Here is a 21,760-nt window from a genome sequence, read left to right on the forward strand (position 1 = left end):
CAAAATGCTTAAGTTACTGAACCGCCGTATACGGAACCGTACGTACGGTGGTGTGAGAGGTCGGTAGCCGAACTAATCGGCTACCTCCTACTCGATTGGATGATTGGGGGAGCTCGTCGAGTTTACACGATTTTTACCAGAAACTTGGTGATTCTTTACAGTCGTCAGGTAGACTAGGGATTAACCTAGGGTTAGTGGGCTAAGGACGACAATTAAGGAGTGAGCGATAATGCTGACAACCACCGTATTCGGTCACCGGGGCTACCCGACACGGTTTCCAGAAAATTCGTTAGCGGGATTCAGGTATGCTTTGGATCAAGGTATCGAGGGCTTGGAATTTGATGTTCATCTGACGGCGGATCAAGTTCCCGTCATTATGCACGATGAGCGGATTGATCGAACGACGGATGGGAGTGGGCGCATCGACAGCTACACGTTTTCGCAATTGCGGCGGTTTCGTTTGGCCAACGGGGAACCGGTTCCTTCATTGGCGGAACTACTGAAATTGGTGACGGATCGGGATGTCCAATTGAATCTGGAATTGAAGACGGATAAGATTCAGCACCCGGGAATTGAAGCCATCGTCATGTGCATGGTGCACGCCACCTCACTGCGGCGGCCCGTCATTTTCTCGTCCTTTCATCTGCCGACACTGAAAAATTGCCAGGTAATCGCCCCCAATGAAAGCTACTGCTGGCTGACGGACAAGCCGGTAGCCCAACCCGCCGATCTGGTGGCGCGCGAGCATCTGAGTGGGCTACATTTAAGTCACTTCCAGTCGGGGGTGCCGGTGGCCGAACGTATCTGGACGGTGGATAATCCCACGATTGCGGCGGATCTGATGCGGCGGCACGTGGCCGGGATTTTCACGGATGACTTTGTGACCATGATGCAGGTTAAACGGCAGATAGCCAATTAAGAAGAGCTGGTCGCCTGAAACAGTGAGGGCGAGGAGGGCGGGTTTAAACGAAATAACCCAGCAAAAAAGCGTCTGAGACAAAACGCCCAGACGCTTTGTGTCTCCAAACTAGAATTGCCGAAACGTGAGCCAAAAGGCAGCTAATTCCGCTTAAAACAGATAACCAAACAATCCAGACCCGGGATTATTCGGTTATCTGCCTTAATGCTCACCAGCTAACCGCCCTTTGGCCCACTCTTTAAGTTTAACGCTTACCGCCAACCAGCGTGATGCGCTGGCGGATGTAATGCCCATTTTCCAACAGGTCAATCATCCCGGTCGCGTAATCGGCATAGCTGATGTAACTGTCGTCATCATTGGTTGCGCGATAATCCTCACCATCGACATGGTACTGGCCCGTCGCAGCCCCAGTTGCATCATAGTTAAATGCCGGGGTGACATAAGTCCAGGCCAGATTGGAGTAGGAACGTAACCGATCCAGGCTGGCGACCAGTGCGTCGGCCAGCGGGAGCCAATCTGTTGGATAGTCGGCCCGGTCTTTCAACATTTGGGTGTGCTCGGCGTTGATATACAGGGTACCAGCGCCACCGACCTTGAGGTACCGGGTGGTGGTTCCGGTCAGTAACTGCGCGAGATGGGAAATCCCGGTGGTGTGGACGGCAAAGGTTTCTGGGGTCCAAGCACTGACCGCGTCGATCACGGCGTCGACCCCTACAAGGTCGGTTTGCGTGAGGTCAAAGAGGTCCTTGATCAGGAGTTGGTCGTAGGTAAGCGTGATTTCGGGGTGATCCCGGTGCGCAATCGCCAGAACGGTATGCCCGCGGTGCTTGGCTTCTTGGATGATGGCCTGACCGGATTTACCGAAGGCCCCGATAACAGCAATTTTCATGTTATAACTTCCTTTCGATTTAAAATTAATAGCACTCTTCACGCATTGATTGTGGCCAATCCTTGATGGAGTGATGACGGTCAAATTGGCGAAGGCTGGCGATGTCGTCTGGCGTCAATGAAAAATCAAGGGAGGCTAGGTTGGCAGCGACGTGATCAGCATTGGTGGACTTGGGGATGGTGACGATGTCTTGTTGGGTTAACCATCGCAGTAAGACTTGCGCTGCGGTGACCTGGTACTTTGCGGCCAACGCTTTCACGGCGGGTAAGTGCATCATTTCTGGGCCAAAGTTTTCACCCAGTGGCGCCCAAGCTTCGTGAACAATATCGTGGGCGGCGAGATAGGGACGAAGCTTGGTTTGTTGCCAGAAAAGATGGGTTTCAACCTGGTCAATGACCGGCTTAACGTGACTATTGGCTAGCAAGTCGTCGATTTGGCTGGGATTGAAATTACTGAGACCAATTGCCCGTACTTTACCGGCCTGATAAGCGTCTTCCAGCGCACGATAGGTGTCTAACCGGTGCGTCGTGGGCCAGTGAATCAGGACAAGATCAAAGTAGTCGCTGCCTAAGCGGGTTAACGAGTCGTCCAGTCCCTGTTTAGTGGCGGCGTAACCGTCCGTCTGCGTCTTGGTGGTCACGAAGAAGTGGTCCCGATCGCGGCCACTATTCGCAATCGCCGCCCCAACCCCCGGTTCTGTGCCGTAGACTTGGGCCGTGTCAATGCTGCGATAGCCGAGGTTGATGGCGGTGGTCACGTTTTTTTCGGTCGCCGCTGGGGGTGTTTGGAAGGTGCCATAGCCTAAGATGGGCATTTGGACACCATTGTTAAGAGTGACTGTTTGCATAAAAATGGCTTCCTTTCGTGGTCGATTTGACGTTAGGATTTAGCCTACACGCTATTCAGCGGTTGGTAAAATGCTTAGTTCGTATGCTGAAGATACAAAAAATGAATAGTCCATGTTCTGTGATAGAATGAGAGGTAAATAATCTGCAGAAATGGAGGGACACCAATGGATCTACGGGTACTGAACTACTTTTTGATGACAGCTAAGGAGGAAAACGTCACTCGGGCGGCCACGTTACTGCACGTGACGCAACCGACGCTATCTCGTCAGCTAAAAGACCTTGAGCAGGAACTGGGTGTCTTACTCTTTCAACGAGAAAACCATAGCATGACCCTAACGCGTGAAGGGCAGTTGTTTCGGCAACGGGCCCAAGATATTGTTAACTTAGTGGCGCGGACGCAGGCGGATCTGCAAGCGACGCAGGCGTTAACGGGATCGATTGCCATTGGCTGTAGTGAGCTACAGAGTATGGAAGAGGTCGCTGATCTGATGGATACCTTCCAGCAGTGTCATCCGCAAGTGAAGTTTGAGCTACATAGTGGAAACACCGATGATATCAAGGCCTGGATCGATCAGGGAACGATTGACATGGGATTGTTGATTGAGCCCATTGCGCTTGGTCAGTATGATTTTGTGCGAATGGCCAGTAAGGAGGAATGGGGGATTCTGGCGCACGAGGATTCCCCATTCGCCAGCTACGACGCTATTCGACCGGGAGACCTGGTCGGGACGCCGGTGATTACGGTGCTGGATAAGATCGGCCACGATGAATTGACCAATTGGTCGGGAAAGTATGCGGCTCAGATGGGGAACGTGGCGCGGTATAATTTGTTGTATAACGCGGCCATGCTGGCCCAGCACAACCACGGTGTCGTGGTGTGTTTGAAGCTGAATCAGCACTTCGATCACCTGAAGTTCGTGCCGCTGGTGCCCAAGTTGGAACTGCAATCAGCCTTGGTTTGGCGGGCCCAACAGTCACGCTCACGGGCGGCGGTTGAGTTTGTGCGTTTCCTGCGAGAAAAGAAGGGCCAAGTGAAATAGCAGATATAAAAACGACCACCTCTCTGCGATTAGGGAGGTGGTCATTTTAGGCTTGATAAGACCTTTGCATTGGAAGTAATTAGGTTGTGCGGATCAAGGTAAGGTATCATAGTCGCAATGCGGTCATGAATTTGGGCACTTTCACATTCGTTTACAAACGGTGGAACTGGGCCGGTAGAGCGAGGGAAACGACCTAGTCTCGTTCTGAAATAAACCGTATCGCGTATAGCGCACGGGCTTTGCGATAAACAGCATAAGCTTACCCTGACTTTCTAACCGTCATGAGTCCCAACCAAGGTGGCCATTTTTTTCAATAACGCTTCCAAGTCCTGCTGTTCACGCGCACTAAGCGTCGTTGCCACCCATTGATCCACGGTCGTGGGAATCGCCGCTAGCGTCTCGTAATGCCGCTGGGCCTTTTCGGTCGGAAATAAACAACTTTTTCGTCGATCCTGGGCATTGGCGGTGATTTTTACCCAATCGTGCTCTGCCAAGCGCTTAACGGCCTTGGTCACAATGCTATGTTCCCGGTAAATCTGTCGGTTTAGCGCTTCCTGGCTCAGCCCAGGTTGTTCGCAGATCAGTCAATTACCGCCGAATAAATTCGGCGGCTTGTCGCTCACGTGTCATCCGACACAGTAGTCCAACGTTCGATCGGAACTCCTACTCATAGTGGCAACATCATCGGGTAATTGACGGCTACCCGGTAGCTGTTGTTTTCTTGATCTTGGGATGTTTGATCCCATCCAACCATTCTTGGCCCAGCATTGCGATATTCATAGCGCCTAATCGGTCATCATTAGATCGATACTGGCACTGCTGACAGTGATACTCGTGAATATCGTGATGCCGATTGTTCTTCTCAACCAGACCACACTTGGGACAACGTTGTGAAGTAAAGGCTGCATTCACCTTTAACACCCGACTTTGAACGGCCTGAGCCTTATAGGCAAGGAAAGTTTCCAACTGATAGAATGCCCATGATCGGTGACTATTCCTCAGTGATTTAGGTAAGTCATCGGTGTTGAAGGTTACATTCGTCAAATCTTCCAGGACAAAGAGCGTTTGGGGGCCGTACAGCGTTAGATAGCTGATGATTGATATCGGTCATCCAGCGGTTCTCTCGTTGTTGTAACTGCTTTAGTTTTTTCTTAGCTGATTTGGTCCCACGATGCTGTAGTTCTACTCGTATTTTCTAGAACTTGTGACGTTTTAAGAGGATTTTCTTCCCATTAAAAAATTTCGTCTTTTCTTGTCGGTCAAAGGTGGTTGCTAGGAAGCGTAATCCTCGGTCAATCTCCACGACCTGAGACGGAATGGTTGAATCGAAGTCCGCGATCTCTTTAGTGATCCCGATGTGTAAGTACCATTTCCCCCTGCTATGTACTAGTTTTGCCGTTCCCAGCTTCCAACCGTTCTGGAAATATTGCTTGAACCCTTTGATAGTAAAGGGCATCTTCGTTCTTTTTCCAAGAGTCGTTAGAGAAATTTCAGTCAAACTATTAACAAAAGAGTAATTGCTTTGTCGCACCAGATCTGCCTGTGGGCGAGAAAAGTGAAGCGGCTTAAACAGCCAGGTCAAGTCCTTGGTGACGCGTACCCACTTCTTATCGTCATCTTGATAGTGATAAGGATGGTGTTTCATTTGTTCCAAAACTGTTTTGTACCGCGCGACCACCGTTCTAAAAACGGACTGAATCATTTGGCTGTTCAGTGGAGATTCTCGTCGGAATACTTTGTACAGGGCATGGTTGATTTTTAAGCTATTCAGCGGAAAGTCGTGATCAAAGACCCATTGGCTGACTAGATTAGCTAGACGTTGATATTCTCGACTCATTTCTAAGAGTTGGGTAGCTTGAATTGCATTGGGATAGAGTCTAATCTTCAGTGTTCGACCTAACATTGCCATGACTTCACCTCCCCAAAAGATTGGATTAAGTATAGCACATGCTGGGGCCAAAAAAGGGAACATACGTTTTATAAAGGGTTAAGATTTCGCATTCATCCTTTGATTGAAATCAAAGGTATTCTGCTTAATTTCTAAATAATCGGTAAGTAAACCAAGAGAGCTAGGAAAAGGCCGTTCTGGCTGGCGTTATCTTTGAATGTTCTCGAATACAGCCCAGATATTTTTGGAGGAAACAAGGGGCATTCTGAAAATGAAAAATATCGGGCGAGGCTTAATTAAATAGAAGCCGTCTAGCGTCTAGAATTCTGTATACACAAAGAGCCCCCAACCGGATTTGGTGGGGACGGTTTAAACAAAAGTAAGACGATCTCCGTTTCATGGAGACAGTCCTAAAGTTAACCCTAATTAAAGGGGTTCGGCAGATGGTTGGCGATCTTTTCGGCCTTTGCGAACGCTAATTCCTGATCGACGAGATCGGCTGCGTTGGGCGCATCGTAGAGGGCCAGCTTTCTGTCAACTTCCTTGAGATTGGTCTGAATAAGGGCTTGTTGACGTGCGATGGCCTGACGATGGGCGTGTAGGAGCGCCTGACGTTGTGGGATAGAAGTGGGCCCCGCCATGACGTAGCCGATGTACTGTCGAATATCAGCGATTTTCATCCCCGTATTTTTTAAACAACAGATTGTTTTGAGCAGATGGAGATCGCCTTCCGTAAAGGCTCGATAGCCGGATGAATCGCGACTCACAAAGGGGAGTAAGCCCTGCTTGTCGTAGAAACGCAGCGTGTAGATGGATAGCCCGGTTTTTTCAGCCACCTCTTTAATCGCGTAAGTCAAAATAATCACCTGATTTAGTTGCCCTAGAGTAGAGTCTAGGGTTTATTGTGAGTCTAGTTTAACGAAAGTGCTAGACGATAACAAGGATAAGGTGTGATGCAAAATGACTGAACAAATTCTAGTGACGGGTGGAGATGGTTTCTTGGCCCTGCATATTATCCGGAAGCTCTTACAACAAAACTTTGCGGTACGGGCAACGCTCCGTTCTTTGACGAAAGCCGATCGCGTGCGGGCTGCCTTGGCGGCTGTCCACACGCCCCATTTGGACCGCCTAACCTTTGTGGCGGCTGATCTGACCCAAGATGCGGGTTGGACGGCGGCCATGCGGGGAATTACAGGGGTTATGAGCGTTGCAGCTCCTGTTTTTGTGAATGAAGGACCAGTTTCGACAACGGTTGCCAACTCAGCTGAGTTGGGCACCCTGCGGATCTTAAAGGCAGCAGGGACGGCAGGCGTCCACCGTGTCGTGATGACGGCCAATTTGGGTGCCGTGGGGTTTAGCAATTTTGATCCACAACACGTCATCACTGAAGCAGATTGGACAGCGGTTCAACAGCCAGGACTATCGGCCTATGAGCGCTCTAAGCTCTTAGCTGAAAAGCACGCTTGGCAATATGTGGCCACAATGAATTCGGCGGTGGAGTTAGTAACCGTCAACGTTGGCGCGATGCTGGGACCGGCTTTGGGTCAACACGTAACCAATAGTTTTGGAATTGTTCAGCGCTTACTAGCGGGAAAGGCTAGTCCGAACTTGACGTTTAACGTCGCGGACGTGCGCGATGCGGCCGATATTCATGTTCGAGCGCTGACAACACCAGCAGCGCGTCATCAACGTTTCTTGGCGGTAGAAGATGGCGCTATTTCCATGCGTGAGATGATGAGCCTGATTCAAACGCAGCGGCCCGAGTTAGCGGCAGATTTACCCAAACACCTCTTGCCCAAACAGCTGATTCATCTCCTGGCCCCCTTTAATCAAACCATTAAGGAAGCTGATCTCATGCTACGCTTGACGCATCGAGTCAGTAATCAACGAGCGCGAACGGTATTGGGCTGGCAACCTATCAGCGATAATGCGACGGCTGTTTTGGCTGCAGTGGACAGTCTGCAACGTTAGTCATAGTGGGCCTATTCAACCAGTGCGTGACTGAATTCGGCGCCTATCTGATGAGCGTTAAACGTGTACGGCGCTAACGCCTGGTTGACGTCGAGGAAGTGGCCCTGTTCGTCGAGATCTGCGCGGTGCAGTGTAATCTGTAAATTATTGGTAAGTAATTGCATTTTGAGGCCCCGAACCACGAGATTCATGCCCTGTGCCGCTTGAAACCCGCCGTGACCGCCGTAGGAGACCAGACTAACTGGTTTGTGGGCCCACTCCTTGTAGAGATAGTCCAAGGCGTTCTTTAAGGGTGCCGGATAGCCCCAGTTGTATTGCGGGAAGAGTAGAATAAAGCCATCGTAGCCCTGAATTAACTGGCTCCATTGCCGGGTGTGATCCTCATGATAAATACCGGTAGAAGGTTGTTCCGTCTCGTCCAATAGTGGCAAGTTGATGGCAGCGAGGTCGATCAGGTCAACGTCTAGATCGGGCTGAGCCAGGTTTTGTTGTAGCCAAGCGGCGATGTCGGGGCTGATACGGGTGGGCCGAGTAGAGCCTAAAATCAGGCCAATTTTATGGATCATGTGGGAAAACTCCTTTAGATTAAATTTATTGGTGCATTATGCACACATGTTAGCATTGTTCTGCTATAATAACAAGTATGGATAATGAAATTTTTGAAGCCCTATTTGAAATTGTGACCTTCTTCAACCAGCCGCAACAGGATCGGCACCTGTTACAACAGGCCGATGTTCCGCTGGAACCAGCCGCGCTACCAATAATTGTGCGGGTGGGACGGTTGCCAGGGATTAGCATTGGGCAACTCGCCGAGCAGATTGGTCGTAACCATTCTTCAATTAGTCGTCAGGTGGATAAATTGATGACGGCGGGGTGGTTGCAGGAGGCAGAACGTCGCGATCAGCGCGTTCGACAGCTCACTCTGACGCCGCAGGGCCAACGCGGTTTAATGCAGATTAAGGTTGCTCGTGAAGCCGCCTTTCGGGAAAAATTAGCGGACTATTCCAATAACGATCGTGCCGAACTGGCGCGGGTCCTACAGCAATTGGCAGATACGTTGACGGGTGAAAAGGAAGCATATCACGAATAGGCAATTACCCAAAGGTCCGCAGCTGATGCTACGGGCTTTTTTGTGGATGCGCCCATAAATCGTATGGTCTTAAAACGGATCGCAATCGAAGTAGTGGTCATTGTTGATTATTTTTGCTAAAGTTAAGCTGGTAAGTAGCCTAGCCAATCTATGGAGGATTTTGCAATGAAAAAACTGGGTATTCTATTGATTAGCGTTATTGCCTTAGCGGGTTGTAGCGCCGGTCAAGGCGAGAAGAAGACGGCGAATTCAGAACAGACCAGCACGAGTAAGACCAGTTCCAGCCAGTCGCAGCGCACCGCTACCCCGACGACCATTAAGGTTTCGGTTAACACGGCGATTAAGAAATTACATCAGCAATTCGGTCAGGACGTGGCCCTTAGTGAGCTAAGTCTGGAACGCGAGAATGGCCAGTATCAGTATGAAGTCTCGGGACTAGACAACAGTCGTGAGTATGAGGTGACCCTCGATGCCCGTTCCGGTAAGATTCTACGCCACGACCAGGAAAAGCTGGATCAAGACGAGGCTAACGGTGTGGCGCGTAACCGGGATGCGATTGCGGTGAAGCGGTTAAAAACCTTAACCGATATTTCTAAGGCGGCAGAGAAGCACGCTGGCAGCGGCACGGCAATCAAATGGTCACTGGAACATGACAACGGCCAGGTTCAATGGGACGTAAAGGTTCAGCAGGATCAGCAAATTCAAGAGGTTGCCGTTAACGCCTATACGGCTAAAGTGGTCACGACCCATCAAGACGATAACGACGATGATGAGGACTAGGACCATGCTGGCGGGCCAACGTCCGTTCTGAACGCTTGTTTAGCCAGTTTTCCTGCAAAAAACGATAAAAAATTAGCCGCATTGAATCGAACTGGGATTTAGTCTGATTCAATGGGGCTAATATTCAATTTGGACAATGAATCATTAAGGCATTTTCCGGGTACCTTAACAATTATTACCAAAAAAGCTTTAGTTTGTCGTCTGGTTGTTAAGCAATTGTTTTACGACACCTTTATAATAACAAAGAAAGCAAGGGTTTTGGGCGATTCTCTTGATTTGTAATATTACAAATTCATGGAACCGCAATTTTACTGAAATCTGTTTGAAATCCCGAACGTTTGCAAAGGCAAATTTGACCGTAAACTGACAAAGTAAGCGTATACTTATCCTAGATACTGAATAAATTGGAGGGTCATATATGTCAGTTTTAACGGATACGTTTAGTTTGGCTAATGGCACGCAGATTCCACAAGTGGGGTTTGGGACTTGGCAGATTCCGGGTGGCGAGACGGCTTACAATGCGGTGGCTGACGCGTTGAAGGCCGGATACCGGCACATCGATACGGCGAAGGCTTATGCCAATGAATCCAGTGTGGGCAAGGCCATTCGTGATTCGGGGATTCCGCGTGAAGAGATCTTTGTCACGACAAAGTTGCCGGCGGAGATCAAGACCTATCAGGGCGCACGCGATGCCTTTGACACGAGTATGAAGAATCTAGACATCGGTTACATCGACCTCTATTTGGTTCATGCACCGTGGCCATGGTCCGAGATTGGGAAGGATTGTGACGCCGGTAACTTGGATGTTTGGCGGGCGATGGAAAAGATCTATGCCAGCGGGAAGGCTAAGGCGATTGGGGTTTCCAACTTTAATACGCATGATTTGCAGAATGTATTAAACCACGCCGAGGTCGCCCCAATGGTCGATCAGATTCAGTACTACGTGGGCTACACGGAACCTAAGATTACCAAATTTGCTCAGGATCACGAGATGCTGGTGGAGGCTTACTCGCCGCTGGCAACCGGCGACATGCTGGAGAACGCCGATATTCAGGAAATGGCCAACAAGTATCACGTTTCTCCTGCGCAGTTGGCCTTAAGATTCGTGTTGGAAAACGGGGTACTACCGCTACCTAAGGCGACGCATCTGGCCCATATTACGGCGAATGCGCAATTGGACTTCTCCATCGCGGCAGCGGATATGGTGAAATTAAATGCATTGGCCGATACGGCTAAGAATCACGAACATAACGGGACCCAGGGCTAATTAGGCGAGAGGCGCCTTGGTAAGTTAATCATCGATTAAAACATGAGATCGGGGCAGATTGCCCGGATCTCTTTTTCGTCATAAAAACAAACGGACGGTCCTCGTTTAGTCCCTGTCTAATTAAGCATATGACTAAATTTAGCCCCAGGATATCTCTAACGAATAATAAATATATCGTTCAGGTTTTACGGTTTACTCGTTGAAAAAAGGCACATCTTCTTTCATAAATGTATTTATATACGGCTGATTTTTCAGAAAATGATTGTAAAAGTTCGCTTCTCTGCTAGAATTGGAGATGGTCAAGAGAGGACCACTACATAACTGAGGAGTGAGCGAGATGCACCTGAGCAAAAAGGTAAAATGGCTGTTAGTGTTCACAGCATTATTGGTCTTACCCGCCACGTTAGCGGCTTGTGGGAAGACCACGGCTTCTACGTCGGGTTCCAAGGGTTATGCCCCCAAGAAGCTGACGGTGGAATTCGTGCCATCGTCTAATGCCGGAACCATTGAGGCAAAGGCGAAACCATTGGAAGGCTTGCTGAAGAAACAACTGGGGATTCCAGTGACGGTCAGCGTATCGACTGATTACAACACCATCGTCGAGGCGATGGGGTCCAAGAAGGTTGATGTGGGGTTCTTGCCACCTGACGCCTACGTCCTGGCACACAAGCAATACCACGATAAGGTCTTACTGCAAGCACAGCGCTTTGGTGTCAGCGAACCCGGTGACAAGCCAACGACCAAGCTGGTGGACTACTACCGGTCCCAGATTCTGGTACGCAAAGACAGTGGCATTAAGTCAATTAAGGACTTGAAGGGTAAGAAGATTGCCGTTCAGGATACAACCTCAACGGCCGGCTGGATCTATCCGGCAGTGGAAATGTTGGACAAGGGCGTCAACATCAACAAGGATGGGATTCAAACGGTCACCGTTAAGGGTCATGATCAAGGGGTACTGTCCGTTTACAACAAGAACACGGATGCGGCCTTTGTCTTCCAGGGTGCTCGAAACTTAGTGAAGAAGGATGAAAAGGACATCATGAAGCAAGTGGTGCCAATCTACACGACCGGAAAGATTCCGAATGATACGATTACGGTTCGTGGTGATATGACGGGTAAATGGCAAAAGAAGATTGCGACTGCCTTTAAGCAGATTGCCAAGACGAAGAAGGGACACGCCATTATTTCTAGTGTCTACTCGCACGAAGGCTATACCGACTCTAAAGACAGTAATTTCAACATTATCCGGCAGTACGATAAGAAAGCCAAGGCACTCGACAAGTAAAACTGAATGGACGTTATGAGAGGAGTAACAGAGGGATGCGCTGATAGCAACGCCTTTGTTACTCCTTTTACATAGGAGGCAGTGGACGAATGGAAGCAACACCAATGATTTCATTTAAGCACGTTAATAAAATTTATGATAACGGGACGGTGGGGTTAAAGGATATTAACTTTGATATTCCTCACGGCGAATTTTTAGTCGTTGTTGGCCTCTCCGGTGCGGGCAAGAGCACCCTGTTGCGGACCATTAATCGGATGCATGAGATTACCTCTGGTGAGATTCGGATTGAGGATGAAGCCATTAGCCAGTACAAGGGACGTTCGTTACGTTTGCTGCGCCGAAAGATTGGGATGATTTTTCAAAATTTCAATCTCGTTAAACGGTCAAGTGTTGCGAAAAACGTTCTTTCCGGTCGCGTGAGTTATTACCCAACCTGGAAGAGTATCTTGGGACTTTTCAGCGCAGATGATCGTCAAAAGGCGGTGCAGTCGCTGCATCGCGTGAATTTAGCCGAAAAGCTTTACGCGCGGGCGGACGAACTGTCTGGTGGCCAGCAGCAGCGGGTGGCGATTGCCCGCACGTTAATGCAGGACCCCAAGATCATTTTGGCCGATGAGCCGATTGCCTCACTCGATCCACTAACGACCAAGACGGTTATGGATATCTTGAAACGGCTGAATCGAGAAGATGGCATCACCGTCATTGTGAACCTCCATTCCGTCGCACTCGCGCGTGAATACGCAGATCGAATCGTTGGGCTACGTGCCGGTGAAGTCGTCTATGATGAGCCGATTGCCAAGGTTACAGAAGCCAATCTAAACCAAGTCTATCAGGCCGGTTAGGAGGGATTAGCAAATGATGACACAAGTTCCACGACGTCCTTGGACGCAACGTTGGCACGTGAAGCCGATTGGCTGGACGGTCTTGATGGTCGGGTTACTGATCGCATCGTCAAGGATGACCGGCGTAGACGTGGCGATGTTCTTCGGTAATCTGGGTCAGTTTACCGAGTTGTTAGTTCGAATGTCACAACCGGCTTGGGATTACCTCCCAGTGATTTTGAACCCCCTGTACGAGACGATTCAAATGGCCATCCTGGGAACCACGATTGGCGCGGTGTTTGCCGTACCGTTCGCAGTGCTGGCAGCCAGTAATCTGGTACATAATCGTTGGCTACGTGGTGGTATCCGATTGATTCTGGATTTGGTGCGGACGTTACCGGATCTATTGTTAGCGGCCATTTTCGTCGCGATCTTTGGCATTGGCTCGACCGCAGGGGTGGTCACATTGGCGATCTTTTCGTTTGGGATGGTGTCTAAGCTCTTCTATGAAGTGATCGAAACCATTGATATGGGACCGCTAGAGGCCATGGAATCAGTCGGCGCTAATCCCTTAGTCATCATCTGGTATGCGGTTTTACCGCAAATTCTCAATCAATTTGTGAGTTATTTTCTGTATACGTTGGAGATTAACGTCCGGGCTTCCACCGTCTTGGGGTACCTTGGTGCTGGTGGAATCGGGGTATTTCTCCAACGCTCACTGAACGAATTCAACTATAGTCAAACAGCCGTGATTATTCTGGCAACGCTGGTCGTTGTGATGGTGATTGACGGGATTAGCAATCATTTAAGGAGGGTCTTACTCTAGCATGCAAACGACACTTTCAAAGAAACCGCTGACCCTAACGTTTTGGCATCGTTGGCGTTGGCTATTGTGGCTAGTTGTAGTTGCCGTCATCTACCTTTGGGCGGTGACTGGTCTTCATTTCACTGGACTACAGGAGTCAGCGGCGGCCGTCTCGCGGTCGATCGTCCACGGGCTGGTTCATCCAGATTGGTCGTACGTGTATAACGGCAGTGGTGAGGACCTCGTGTCGTTGATTTTCCAAACGTTGGCAATTGCTTTTCTGGGAACCTTCATTTCGGCCTTAATCAGCGTGCCCTTCGCCTTCTGGGCGGCACGGGGGAGTCACGAGTGGCTCCATGTCCGGTCCAGAAGTGGCAAGATCATTTTGACGTTGATTCGAACATTTCCAGAAATCGTCCTGGCGATTATGTTTATCAAAGCCGTAGGACCGGGCTCCTATGCCGGGGTATTGGCCGTCAGCATTCATTCGATTGGGATGTTGGGCAAGCTCTTCAGTGAGGCCATTGAGAACATGGATCGTGGTGCCGATGAAGCCATCACGAGTGCGGGCGGAAACGGCGCACAGATTTTTATGCTGGCGACCTTGCCAACCATTATGCCGGAGTTTATTTCCTATACGCTTTACCGGTTCGAGATTGCCGTGCGTTCGGCTTCGATTCTAGGGATGGTCGGCGCCGGCGGGATTGGGACCCCCATGATTTTTGCCATTCAGACGCGTAATTGGCCCCGGGTGGGAATTATTCTACTGGGGATTGTCTTGATGGTCTTACTGATCGATTCGCTCTCAGAGCAACTGCGAAAGAGGTTAATTTAATGGTGAAAATTCGGATTCTCTCAACCAGCGATGTTCACGGCTACGTCTATCCGACTACGTATTTAAGTGTCACGGATCATCAACCCTTGGGCCTGTTAAAGGCAGCGACGATTATTGAAAGCTTGCGGCAAAATGCCCAGTCCGATGAGATTATCTTGACCATTGAAAACGGCGATTGGATTCAAGGGTCGCCGTTTACCACGTATTTGGCTAAACACCCCACGGAGCCGAGCGCGCAATTGACGCAGCTAACGACGACCCTACACTATGATGCCGGCGTCTTGGGTAATCACGAGTTTAATTACGGGCTGGACTATTTACGCACGGCCGAGAGTGATCGGGATTATCCGCTGTTGGGCGCAAACATTGCGGGTGGCGAGGCACAAGGCATTGTGGACGCACCGTACACCATAATCGAGCGGCAGGGCGTTAAGATCGCGATCTTGGGCTTGACGACGGCCTACGTTCCCACCTGGGAAACGGCCGAACACGTCGTGGGGTTGACCTTTGAATCGGCGGTGACTGCGGCCAAACGGTGGGTGCCCCGCTTACGGCAACAGGCCGATGTTGTGATCGTGGCCTATCACGGCGGGTTCGAAGCCGATCCCACAACCGGAGAGCCCACGGAGCGGGCAACCGGTGAGAACGAGGGCTATCGGCTCTTGACGGAGGTTCCCGGGATTGATGCCCTAGTTACGGGGCATCAACATCGTAAATTGGCCGATATTTATCAGGGGGTCCCGACGACCCAACCGGGTGAAAAGGCAGTCGCGATTGGACTGATTGAATTGACGTTGGATAAGACCAAGCAAGTGGTTGAGCACGATGCCCGCCTGTTGACTACGGAAAGTGCGCTGCCGGCGGAATGGTTGACCACGTTGGCCAGTGAGACGGAAGCGCGCGTCCAACGCTGGCTGGATCAACCGATTGGCCGGTTAACCGGTGCGAGTTTAACGGTGACGGATAGCCTAGATGCCCGCCTACACGGTCATCCTTATTTGCAACTGGTAAATCAGGTTGAAATGGCGGCGGGTCACGCCGACATTGCCGCCACGAGTCTATTTAATGATGATGTTCGCGGCCTAGGGATGCAACCAACGATTCGTCAGCTTCTGAACAGTTATAGCTATCCCAATACACTCGTCGTTGAGAAACTCACCGGTCAAAACGTACGATTGGCATTGGAACGGTGTGCCAGTTTTTTTGAGTTGGCGGCCGATGGAACGGTCCACGTCAATCCGGCGTTTACCACCCCCAAGCTTCAGTTGTACAATTACGACATCTATAGTGGCATCGACTACACCTTTGATCTTCGGCAACCAATCGGTCAACGCGTGGTGCAACTGGATTATCATGGCCAGTCGGTTCAACCTGAACAGTTATTAACCGTGGCGGTAAACCAGTATCGCGGTAATGGCGGGGGTGACTATCCGATGTTTAATGCGCGGAAAATCATTCGGGAGGTTAACGTGGATCTACCGGAATTAATTATGAATTACTTTGCGACGCATCCGGTGGTAACCGGGGTGCAACCAACGAATTTTAAAGTAAAGTTTTAGAACATTGACTGGTGATTCAGTGAAATTGTCGGTGAAGTCGTCTACAGCGAAGGGCTTCACTGGCTTTTTGGCGTGAACGTTAGTAATCGAAAATTGACTAACAGGTCGGGTGATTGCTACCCCAAACGGACAATCCTATATATTAAATTTACATTGCAATCAATTGAAAGAGATGCAATTTTCATGAAAACTTGGTAAAATGAATTAATCAAATTTTAAGCTTGGAGGTGGACGTCTTGCACGATCGGAAAGTGGCATTACCAATCCCTGACCGTTAAGATTTTCGCATTTTAGAAAGGATGAACCTAATTATATGGCACAAGATCCAGAAGCAACGGCAACATCAACTGAAGTAACAGAGAACGCAGACCCTGGACCCAGCCAGCAGCCGCCCATCTGGCAGCGAACGACTGAGTCCTTACTTGTCGATTATGGCACGGATAGAGATGATGGCCTGAGTACCGGCGAGGCGCAACAACGCCTACGGACTAACGGACCGAACGAACTGACGGCCAAGAAGCAATCCAACTTGATTCGTTTCTTGAAGCAGTTCAACAACAGTATCATCTATATCTTAGCGGGCGCCGCCTTGCTCACCTTCTTTATGCACCATTATTCCGATTCAATCGTTATCGGATTGGTGATCATCGCGAACGCTTTTATCGGTTACTTTCAGGAAAAATCCGCAGACAACGCCTTGGATCGGATCAAGGCTCTTTTGGTTAACGAAGCCGTGGTCATTCGTGATGGGCAAAAAATTACGCTGCCCGCACGCGAGTTAGTGACCGGGGACATCGTTCAGTTGGAGGCAGGGGATACCGTTCCCGCCGACTTACGGTTAATTGACGCGGATAACTTAAAGATTCAAGAATCAGCCTTGACGGGGGAAACGGACTCGGTGTTAAAGGGAGAAGACCCCCTGACGGCGTCCAATTTACCACTGGCTGAACGGGCCAACTTGGCCTTCGCGTCAACCGCGGTCACGAACGGTTCCGGTCGCGGAATTGTGACGGTGACCGGAACAGATACCGAGATCGGTCACATTCAACAAAATGTGGCTGAGGTCAAGCAACAACGCACACCGTTGATGAAGAACCTGAATAGCTTGGGCTTAGGCTTGTCGATTGCGATCTTGGTCGTGGCCGCCCTGCTCTTTATTCTGGGGATGATCACCCACGTTTACAGTCTGCCAACGCTGATAATTGCCGTGATTACCATGGTCGTGGGGTCAATGCCGGAAGGGTTGCCGGCCAGTACCTCGGTGGTCCTAGCCATGGGAACGCAGGCGATGACGAAGCAAAACGTGATCGTGAAGACGTTGCCGGCCGTCGAAACACTGGGGGCCGTGGACATCGTCAATACCGACAAGACCGGGACGTTGACGAAAAATGAAATGACCGTGACGGATGTCCTGACGGCCGCGGACACCTACACCGTTTCTGGTGTGGGTTACGATGCGACCGGCCAGATTGAAAACGACGAGGGGCAGACCGTTCCGTGGCAACACGACAAGGACCTCGAGTGGTTGGTTCAGATTGCGGGTCAGACCTCCGATGCTGAATTCCACGAGGAAGACGGCCAGTGGGTCTTGACCGGTGAACCGACCGATGGGGCGTTAACGGCGCTGTATCATAAACTAGTGGGTGAAGATCCCGCGCCTCAAGAGATCGACTCGCTACCATTTGATTCCGCCATTCGTTATTCCGCACGGTTAGTGGACCATGCCGATCAGCGTATCCTGCTGGTTAAGGGGGCACCCCAAACGTTGATGCGTTTGATGGCCGAACAGGGCCAGTCCGTGGATCAAGCGGCTTGGCAGTCACGGTTATCTCAGCTGACCCAGCAAGGGAAGCGGGTTGTCGCCTTGGGCTACCAACCCGTCGCCGCGGATATCGATGACGTTGCCGACGTCGTGATTGGCCAGAACTTCCATTTGGCCGGGATGGCTGGGATCATTGATCCGCCGCGTCCTGGTGTGGCGGATGCCGTAAAACAGTTGCGGTACGCCGGAATCAAGGTCAAGATGATTACGGGGGATGACCCCGAAACGGCGGCCGCCATCGCCCAACAATTGAACCTTTCTGAAAAAGCCCGAGCGATTACCGGACCGGAATTGGCCGAATTGAGCGATGATGAACTCGCCGCCAAGATCGACCAATATACGGTGTTTGCCCGGACGACGCCCGCGGATAAGCTGCGGATCGTGAAGGCCCAGCAGCAACGTGGTCACGTGGTGTCGATGACCGGAGATGGTGTGAACGATGCGCCCGCTCTGAAGCAGGCCGATATTGGGGTGGCCATGGGGATTCGGGGAACCGATGTCGCCAAGGACTCCGCCGATATGGTGTTGGCCGATGATGATTTCACCTCAATTCTTCGCGCCGTTCGGGAAGGCCGTCACGTCTTCGATAATATTCGCAAGACCATTCGGTTCTTACTGCCCACCAGTTTTGCTGAAGGGTTAATTGTGGTCCTCAGCATCCTGATGGATCAACCGTTACCGTTGTTCCCGACACAATTGTTGTGGATCAACATGGTTTCGGCTCTGACCATTCAGTTCGCGTTCATCTTTGAACCGGCCGAAAGCGGCATTATGAAACGGGGGCCGCGGGATGTGACGCGCGGGATTCTGTCCAAGCTGGATGTCTTTGAGGTCACGTACGTTTCTCTACTCATTTCCGGGTTGGGGATGTTTGCCTACGACTTCTTGACTAATCAGGGCCTGAATGCCGTGATTGGCAGTACCATGACGTTGAACGTGATTATCTTCGGGAAGGTCTTCTACCTGTTTAACCTGCAGAATGACCATCCCGTGTTGTCGAAGTACTTCTTCAGAAACAAGATGAGCTTCGTGATTGTGGCAATTCTGCTGGTCTTGCAAGCCGGGATTATTTACTGGCCGGCCATGCAAAGCGTGTTCCACACAACGTCGGTTAACTTCTACTACGGTTGGTGGATTCCAATTATTGCTGGGTTTGTGGTTCTCGTGGTTACCGAAATTGCCAAGGCCATTCGGCACCGGATTGACAACCAAACCGTTGCGCGGGAACAACGAAACTTCTAAACCGCGATGTCATCAGTAGTTGACGTCGTTCCAGCTTTTTCGTCAAACCAATCAAAATTAAGACCAGGAGAGTCGGTGACTTCAGCGGCTCTCCTTTTTTATGTACTGTTTTGAATCCGCTATCACAACCACACTTATAATGAATTATCAATATTGAGAATTTTAATTGACTCGGAATAGTTTACCCCTGTATAATGCAAAACAGATGCTAGTGGTATAGACAGGTTGGGGAGGAATTGTGTGATGAAGTGGTGGGTAGTTGGGCTGGTTGTGGCGCTGGGGTTATGCATAAATGGGGGTCGAATCGCCAGTGCCGCTACAAAAGATAATGCGGATTGGCTGAACGCAGTGAACACGGCGCCACCCGGGGTACCGTTGGATGGGCTGTTTACGATGAGTGGTGAGGACAACTTTACCACGATCATCGATTCCAAGGTGGTTCCGCGATCAATCGCCCAGATTACGCGAGACAGTACGAATTCACGGGATGTCCAGTCGGGAGCGGTTTGGTCCAAGACCGGTGTTACCCGAATGGATAATCGCCTGGACCTCAGTCGAAATGAAGACATTTCGTTGTGGCTGTATTTTGGCAATAAACATGCGGCGGCCGCTGAAGGGATGGCCTTTGTTCTCCAAAATCAGGGAAATGACTTTGACGATATTGGGACTGGACGTGAATCTCTGGGGGTGTGGGGAAATGATCGAAACTCCCTAAGTGATACTGGCTTGGTCTGGTCTGCACTGAAGAAAAGTTGGGCGTTAGAGTTTGATACCCGTCCGAATATATCGACGGAGAGCGGGGCTGGGGACGCTTTTGATATTGGCACAACTACGGAAGATAGTATGCACATTGCCAGTGGATATCCAGCGTCACTTAAGACGTACAAGGATTTGGGTGGTTATCGTTCGCTGAATCACACAAAGCCCAAGGCCGTCGCTGATTTTGCCGATGGGCAGTGGCATCACCTGAGCTTACATTGGGATGCCCAGGCCAAGACGATGGCGTACGTTTACAATGACCGAGACCCCAAGACCAATACGCACCGTTCGGGCATGGACATTGTGGCCGATACCTTGCCCATTGATGTGAGCCAACTTGAGGTCAGCAAGACGCAACCCAACGTGTATTGGGGCATTACGGGGTCAACCAGTAGTGGGACTGCCAGTGAAAATAGCCTGGTCGTCGTTGACCGTTCCGATAGCCTGGGCCAGCTCGATGCCACGGCAGCGTTACGCGATAGCACGGGGAAAAAGATTCCAGCGGGCGGTACCGTGGCGCCGGGAGAAAAAGTGACCTACCAGTACACCTTTAAATACGATGACGCGTTGAGTCACGCCTATATTCAACCCCTGACGATGCAAATTCCCTTGCCACCACAACTGCAATGGCAGGATGGCGGTGTGAGTTATAACGGCGGCGCGGTCAGCGAACCGTTTAGTACGAACGAACTCGCCCAACCAGAGATCAAGAAGGCGTGGCAGAAAACGCTGGATGGCAAGACGACCAGTGTGACGGTCACGGCCAATGCCATCGTGCCTAAGGTCACCCAAAAGACGTTGGTGGACGGCGTAAATAGTCGGTTCTATGGGCCGAACTTCCAGACGCAGTTATCCTTGCCGAGTTATTACATTCGAGGAGACGTATCCCTGAAATTAGCTAATCTGGGGGCGGATGCGCAGCAGTTGGCCTACGGTGATTCGGCCACGATTACGGGACAGTTGACCAATGCGGGGAACCTATTCAGCCCTGATGCGCTAGACAATTACCGGCTTCAAGCGAAAATTGGCGAGAAAAGTATTCCCATTTCAGAACTCGCGGGGACTCAATTGGCCGATCATCCCAGTGGGACCTTTCAATTAACGGTGAAGCCCGATCAGCTGGTTCAAGGGGACAATGTGTTGACGCTGATGGCGGTTGCCAAGAATGATGCGAAGACGGTTTCTAATGAGATTAAGATCAAGCTTCATCGTGCGGCAGGAACGTTACATTTCACACAGCTTCCCCACGGGGCCTCCTTTATGACCACCCGATTGACGGGCCAAACGATGCGGATCAAGCGGGACAAGGGCTGGCAATTAGGGGTACGGGATGAACGGGGGGCGGGACAACGCTGGCGATTAAACGTAGCCCTCGACAAGCCCTTTGTTGACGATCAGTGGGGAACCCCGTTACGCGGTCACCTCTTGTTTTCCCAGCCGGCGGTTCGCCAGCCTCAGATTGTCGATACCGCTGATGTGACCGTTGTTTCTGAACATGAAACGCAGACGGATGCTGAAGAAACAAATGTCGCCGGTGATTGGGACGCCACGTCTGGACCATCGTTGGTGGTCGATGGGGATGCTATTCAGGGAAATTACACGGGCCAACTGGTGTGGAAATTGGTTGATGCACCTTAGAAGTGGCGACCAGCCGCGTGATAAATTAAATAATGAGACGACTTAGCTTGATTACACTTTTAGCAGATTTTGTCATAAAATAATTAGAGGATGAACTAAAGCTGTGAGGAACAATTTAATGTTGAAGAGAAGGGTCTGGGCAGTTGTTCCAGGGCCTTCTTTTCGGATATTGCGGCGCTGGGCAAGTGTCTTTGCGCGTATTTAAGGTTGAAAATGCGTATAATAGTTGATAATTAAAAGCTGTAACTATTGACTATGACTTACTGGGTATGTCGGGGGGCAACCGGGAAAAAGCGGTGGGT

18 protein-coding genes and 1 pseudogene are annotated in these 21,760 nt (G+C 50.5%); 13 read left to right on the forward strand and 6 right to left on the reverse strand.

Annotation, left to right across the window (positions count from 1 at the left end; genetic code table 11):
* The first annotated feature begins 229 nt into the window (after positions 1-229).
* Positions 230-919 carry a glycerophosphodiester phosphodiesterase family protein gene (locus tag HEQ50_RS10285; protein ID WP_168900429.1) on the forward strand — a complete coding sequence of 230 codons (690 nt, stop codon included), beginning with the start codon at positions 230-232 and terminating at the stop codon, positions 917-919.
* A gap of 244 nt (positions 920-1,163) precedes the next feature.
* On the opposite strand, the gene HEQ50_RS10290 is transcribed toward HEQ50_RS10285, so the two are convergent.
* Both HEQ50_RS10290 and HEQ50_RS10295 read right to left on the reverse strand, forming a co-directional pair.
* Positions 1,164-1,808: an NAD(P)-dependent oxidoreductase gene (locus tag HEQ50_RS10290; protein WP_168900430.1), complete on the reverse strand. Its 645-nt coding sequence runs from the start codon at positions 1,806-1,808 to the stop codon at positions 1,164-1,166.
* Positions 1,809-1,833: 25 nt separating this feature from the next.
* Complete coding sequence (locus HEQ50_RS10295) at positions 1,834-2,655, reverse strand: aldo/keto reductase (RefSeq protein ID WP_168900431.1); 822 nt, start codon at positions 2,653-2,655, stop codon at positions 1,834-1,836.
* 165 nt (positions 2,656-2,820) lie between these two features.
* Here HEQ50_RS10295 and HEQ50_RS10300 point away from each other — a divergent pair, with 165 nt between their 5' ends.
* Complete coding sequence (locus tag HEQ50_RS10300; protein ID WP_168900432.1) at positions 2,821-3,696, forward strand: LysR family transcriptional regulator; 876 nt, start codon at positions 2,821-2,823, stop codon at positions 3,694-3,696.
* 272 nt (positions 3,697-3,968) lie between these two features.
* Here the strand turns inward: HEQ50_RS10300 and HEQ50_RS10305 are convergent, their stop codons facing one another.
* The 3 genes and pseudogenes from HEQ50_RS10305 to HEQ50_RS10315 form a co-directional block, all read right to left on the reverse strand.
* Positions 3,969-4,280 (reverse strand): MarR family winged helix-turn-helix transcriptional regulator, encoded by a 312-nt coding sequence (locus HEQ50_RS10305; protein ID WP_168900449.1) that lies wholly within the window; start codon positions 4,278-4,280, stop codon positions 3,969-3,971.
* Positions 4,281-4,395: 115 nt separating this feature from the next.
* Positions 4,396-5,605, reverse strand: a pseudogene (locus tag HEQ50_RS10310) (RNA-guided endonuclease TnpB family protein).
* 401 nt (positions 5,606-6,006) lie between these two features.
* Positions 6,007-6,441, reverse strand: coding sequence for a MerR family transcriptional regulator (locus HEQ50_RS10315; RefSeq protein WP_168900450.1), 435 nt, complete (start codon positions 6,439-6,441; stop codon positions 6,007-6,009).
* A gap of 103 nt (positions 6,442-6,544) precedes the next feature.
* On the opposite strand from HEQ50_RS10315, the gene HEQ50_RS10320 reads away from it, so the two are divergent.
* Positions 6,545-7,555, forward strand: a complete 1,011-nt coding sequence (locus HEQ50_RS10320) for an NAD-dependent epimerase/dehydratase family protein (RefSeq protein ID WP_168900433.1) — start codon at positions 6,545-6,547, stop codon at positions 7,553-7,555.
* Between the two features lie 11 nt (positions 7,556-7,566).
* On the opposite strand, the gene HEQ50_RS10325 is transcribed toward HEQ50_RS10320, so the two are convergent.
* Positions 7,567-8,121 carry an NADPH-dependent FMN reductase gene (locus tag HEQ50_RS10325; protein ID WP_168900434.1) on the reverse strand — a complete coding sequence of 185 codons (555 nt, stop codon included), beginning with the start codon at positions 8,119-8,121 and terminating at the stop codon, positions 7,567-7,569.
* 77 nt (positions 8,122-8,198) lie between these two features.
* Between HEQ50_RS10325 and HEQ50_RS10330 the strand changes: the two genes are divergently transcribed.
* The 10 genes from HEQ50_RS10330 (at position 8,199) to HEQ50_RS10375 (ending at position 21,458) form a co-directional block, all read left to right on the forward strand.
* Positions 8,199-8,645, forward strand: a complete 447-nt coding sequence (locus HEQ50_RS10330) for a MarR family winged helix-turn-helix transcriptional regulator (protein ID WP_168900435.1) — start codon at positions 8,199-8,201, stop codon at positions 8,643-8,645.
* A gap of 165 nt (positions 8,646-8,810) precedes the next feature.
* The gene (locus HEQ50_RS10335; protein ID WP_168900436.1) at positions 8,811-9,425 is read left to right on the forward strand and encodes a PepSY domain-containing protein; all 615 of its coding nucleotides are present in this window, start codon (positions 8,811-8,813) and stop codon (positions 9,423-9,425) included.
* 418 nt (positions 9,426-9,843) lie between these two features.
* Positions 9,844-10,692, forward strand: a complete 849-nt coding sequence (locus HEQ50_RS10340; protein ID WP_168900437.1) for an aldo/keto reductase — start codon at positions 9,844-9,846, stop codon at positions 10,690-10,692.
* Between the two features lie 337 nt (positions 10,693-11,029).
* Entirely contained in the window at positions 11,030-11,977 is a 948-nt protein-coding gene (locus HEQ50_RS10345; RefSeq protein ID WP_232842740.1) for a phosphate/phosphite/phosphonate ABC transporter substrate-binding protein, read from the forward strand.
* A gap of 89 nt (positions 11,978-12,066) precedes the next feature.
* On the forward strand, positions 12,067-12,819 hold the full coding sequence (gene phnC, locus HEQ50_RS10350; RefSeq protein ID WP_168900438.1) for a phosphonate ABC transporter ATP-binding protein: 753 nt from the start codon (positions 12,067-12,069) through the stop codon (positions 12,817-12,819).
* A gap of 13 nt (positions 12,820-12,832) precedes the next feature.
* Positions 12,833-13,624 carry a phosphonate ABC transporter, permease protein PhnE gene (gene phnE / locus HEQ50_RS10355; protein WP_168900439.1) on the forward strand — a complete coding sequence of 264 codons (792 nt, stop codon included), beginning with the start codon at positions 12,833-12,835 and terminating at the stop codon, positions 13,622-13,624.
* Position 13,625: 1 nt separating this feature from the next.
* Positions 13,626-14,438, forward strand: coding sequence for a phosphonate ABC transporter, permease protein PhnE (phnE, locus tag HEQ50_RS10360; protein ID WP_168900440.1), 813 nt, complete (start codon positions 13,626-13,628; stop codon positions 14,436-14,438).
* 2 nt (positions 14,439-14,440) lie between these two features.
* Entirely contained in the window at positions 14,441-15,997 is a 1,557-nt protein-coding gene (locus tag HEQ50_RS10365; RefSeq protein ID WP_168900452.1) for a bifunctional metallophosphatase/5'-nucleotidase, read from the forward strand.
* 313 nt (positions 15,998-16,310) lie between these two features.
* On the forward strand, positions 16,311-19,061 hold the full coding sequence (locus tag HEQ50_RS10370) for an HAD-IC family P-type ATPase (RefSeq protein WP_168900441.1): 2,751 nt from the start codon (positions 16,311-16,313) through the stop codon (positions 19,059-19,061).
* Positions 19,062-19,304: 243 nt separating this feature from the next.
* Positions 19,305-21,458 carry a hypothetical protein gene (locus HEQ50_RS10375; protein ID WP_168900442.1) on the forward strand — a complete coding sequence of 718 codons (2,154 nt, stop codon included), beginning with the start codon at positions 19,305-19,307 and terminating at the stop codon, positions 21,456-21,458.
* The last annotated feature ends 302 nt before the right edge of the window (positions 21,459-21,760 follow it).

Source organism: Lactobacillus sp. HBUAS51381 (assembly GCF_012641095.1).
Lineage (GTDB): Bacteria > Bacillota > Bacilli > Lactobacillales > Lactobacillaceae > Levilactobacillus.

Excerpts from the sequence above, each read along its gene's own strand:
- HEQ50_RS10285 (WP_168900429.1), top strand. The coding sequence starts at position 230 with ATGCTGACAACCACCGTATTCGGTCACCGGGGCTACCCGACACGGTTT.
- HEQ50_RS10290 (WP_168900430.1), bottom strand. The coding sequence starts at position 1,808 with ATGAAAATTGCTGTTATCGGGGCCTTCGGTAAATCCGGTCAGGCCATC.
- HEQ50_RS10295 (WP_168900431.1), bottom strand. The coding sequence starts at position 2,655 with ATGCAAACAGTCACTCTTAACAATGGTGTCCAAATGCCCATCTTAGGC.
- HEQ50_RS10300 (WP_168900432.1), top strand. The coding sequence starts at position 2,821 with ATGGATCTACGGGTACTGAACTACTTTTTGATGACAGCTAAGGAGGAA.
- HEQ50_RS10320 (WP_168900433.1), top strand. The coding sequence starts at position 6,545 with ATGACTGAACAAATTCTAGTGACGGGTGGAGATGGTTTCTTGGCCCTG.
- HEQ50_RS10325 (WP_168900434.1), bottom strand. The coding sequence starts at position 8,121 with ATGATCCATAAAATTGGCCTGATTTTAGGCTCTACTCGGCCCACCCGT.
- HEQ50_RS10330 (WP_168900435.1), top strand. The coding sequence starts at position 8,199 with ATGGATAATGAAATTTTTGAAGCCCTATTTGAAATTGTGACCTTCTTC.
- HEQ50_RS10335 (WP_168900436.1), top strand. The coding sequence starts at position 8,811 with ATGAAAAAACTGGGTATTCTATTGATTAGCGTTATTGCCTTAGCGGGT.
- HEQ50_RS10340 (WP_168900437.1), top strand. The coding sequence starts at position 9,844 with ATGTCAGTTTTAACGGATACGTTTAGTTTGGCTAATGGCACGCAGATT.
- HEQ50_RS10345 (WP_232842740.1), top strand. The coding sequence starts at position 11,030 with ATGCACCTGAGCAAAAAGGTAAAATGGCTGTTAGTGTTCACAGCATTA.
- phnC (WP_168900438.1), top strand. The coding sequence starts at position 12,067 with ATGGAAGCAACACCAATGATTTCATTTAAGCACGTTAATAAAATTTAT.
- phnE (WP_168900439.1), top strand. The coding sequence starts at position 12,833 with ATGATGACACAAGTTCCACGACGTCCTTGGACGCAACGTTGGCACGTG.
- phnE (WP_168900440.1), top strand. The coding sequence starts at position 13,626 with ATGCAAACGACACTTTCAAAGAAACCGCTGACCCTAACGTTTTGGCAT.
- HEQ50_RS10370 (WP_168900441.1), top strand. The coding sequence starts at position 16,311 with ATGGCACAAGATCCAGAAGCAACGGCAACATCAACTGAAGTAACAGAG.
- HEQ50_RS10375 (WP_168900442.1), top strand. The coding sequence starts at position 19,305 with ATGAAGTGGTGGGTAGTTGGGCTGGTTGTGGCGCTGGGGTTATGCATA.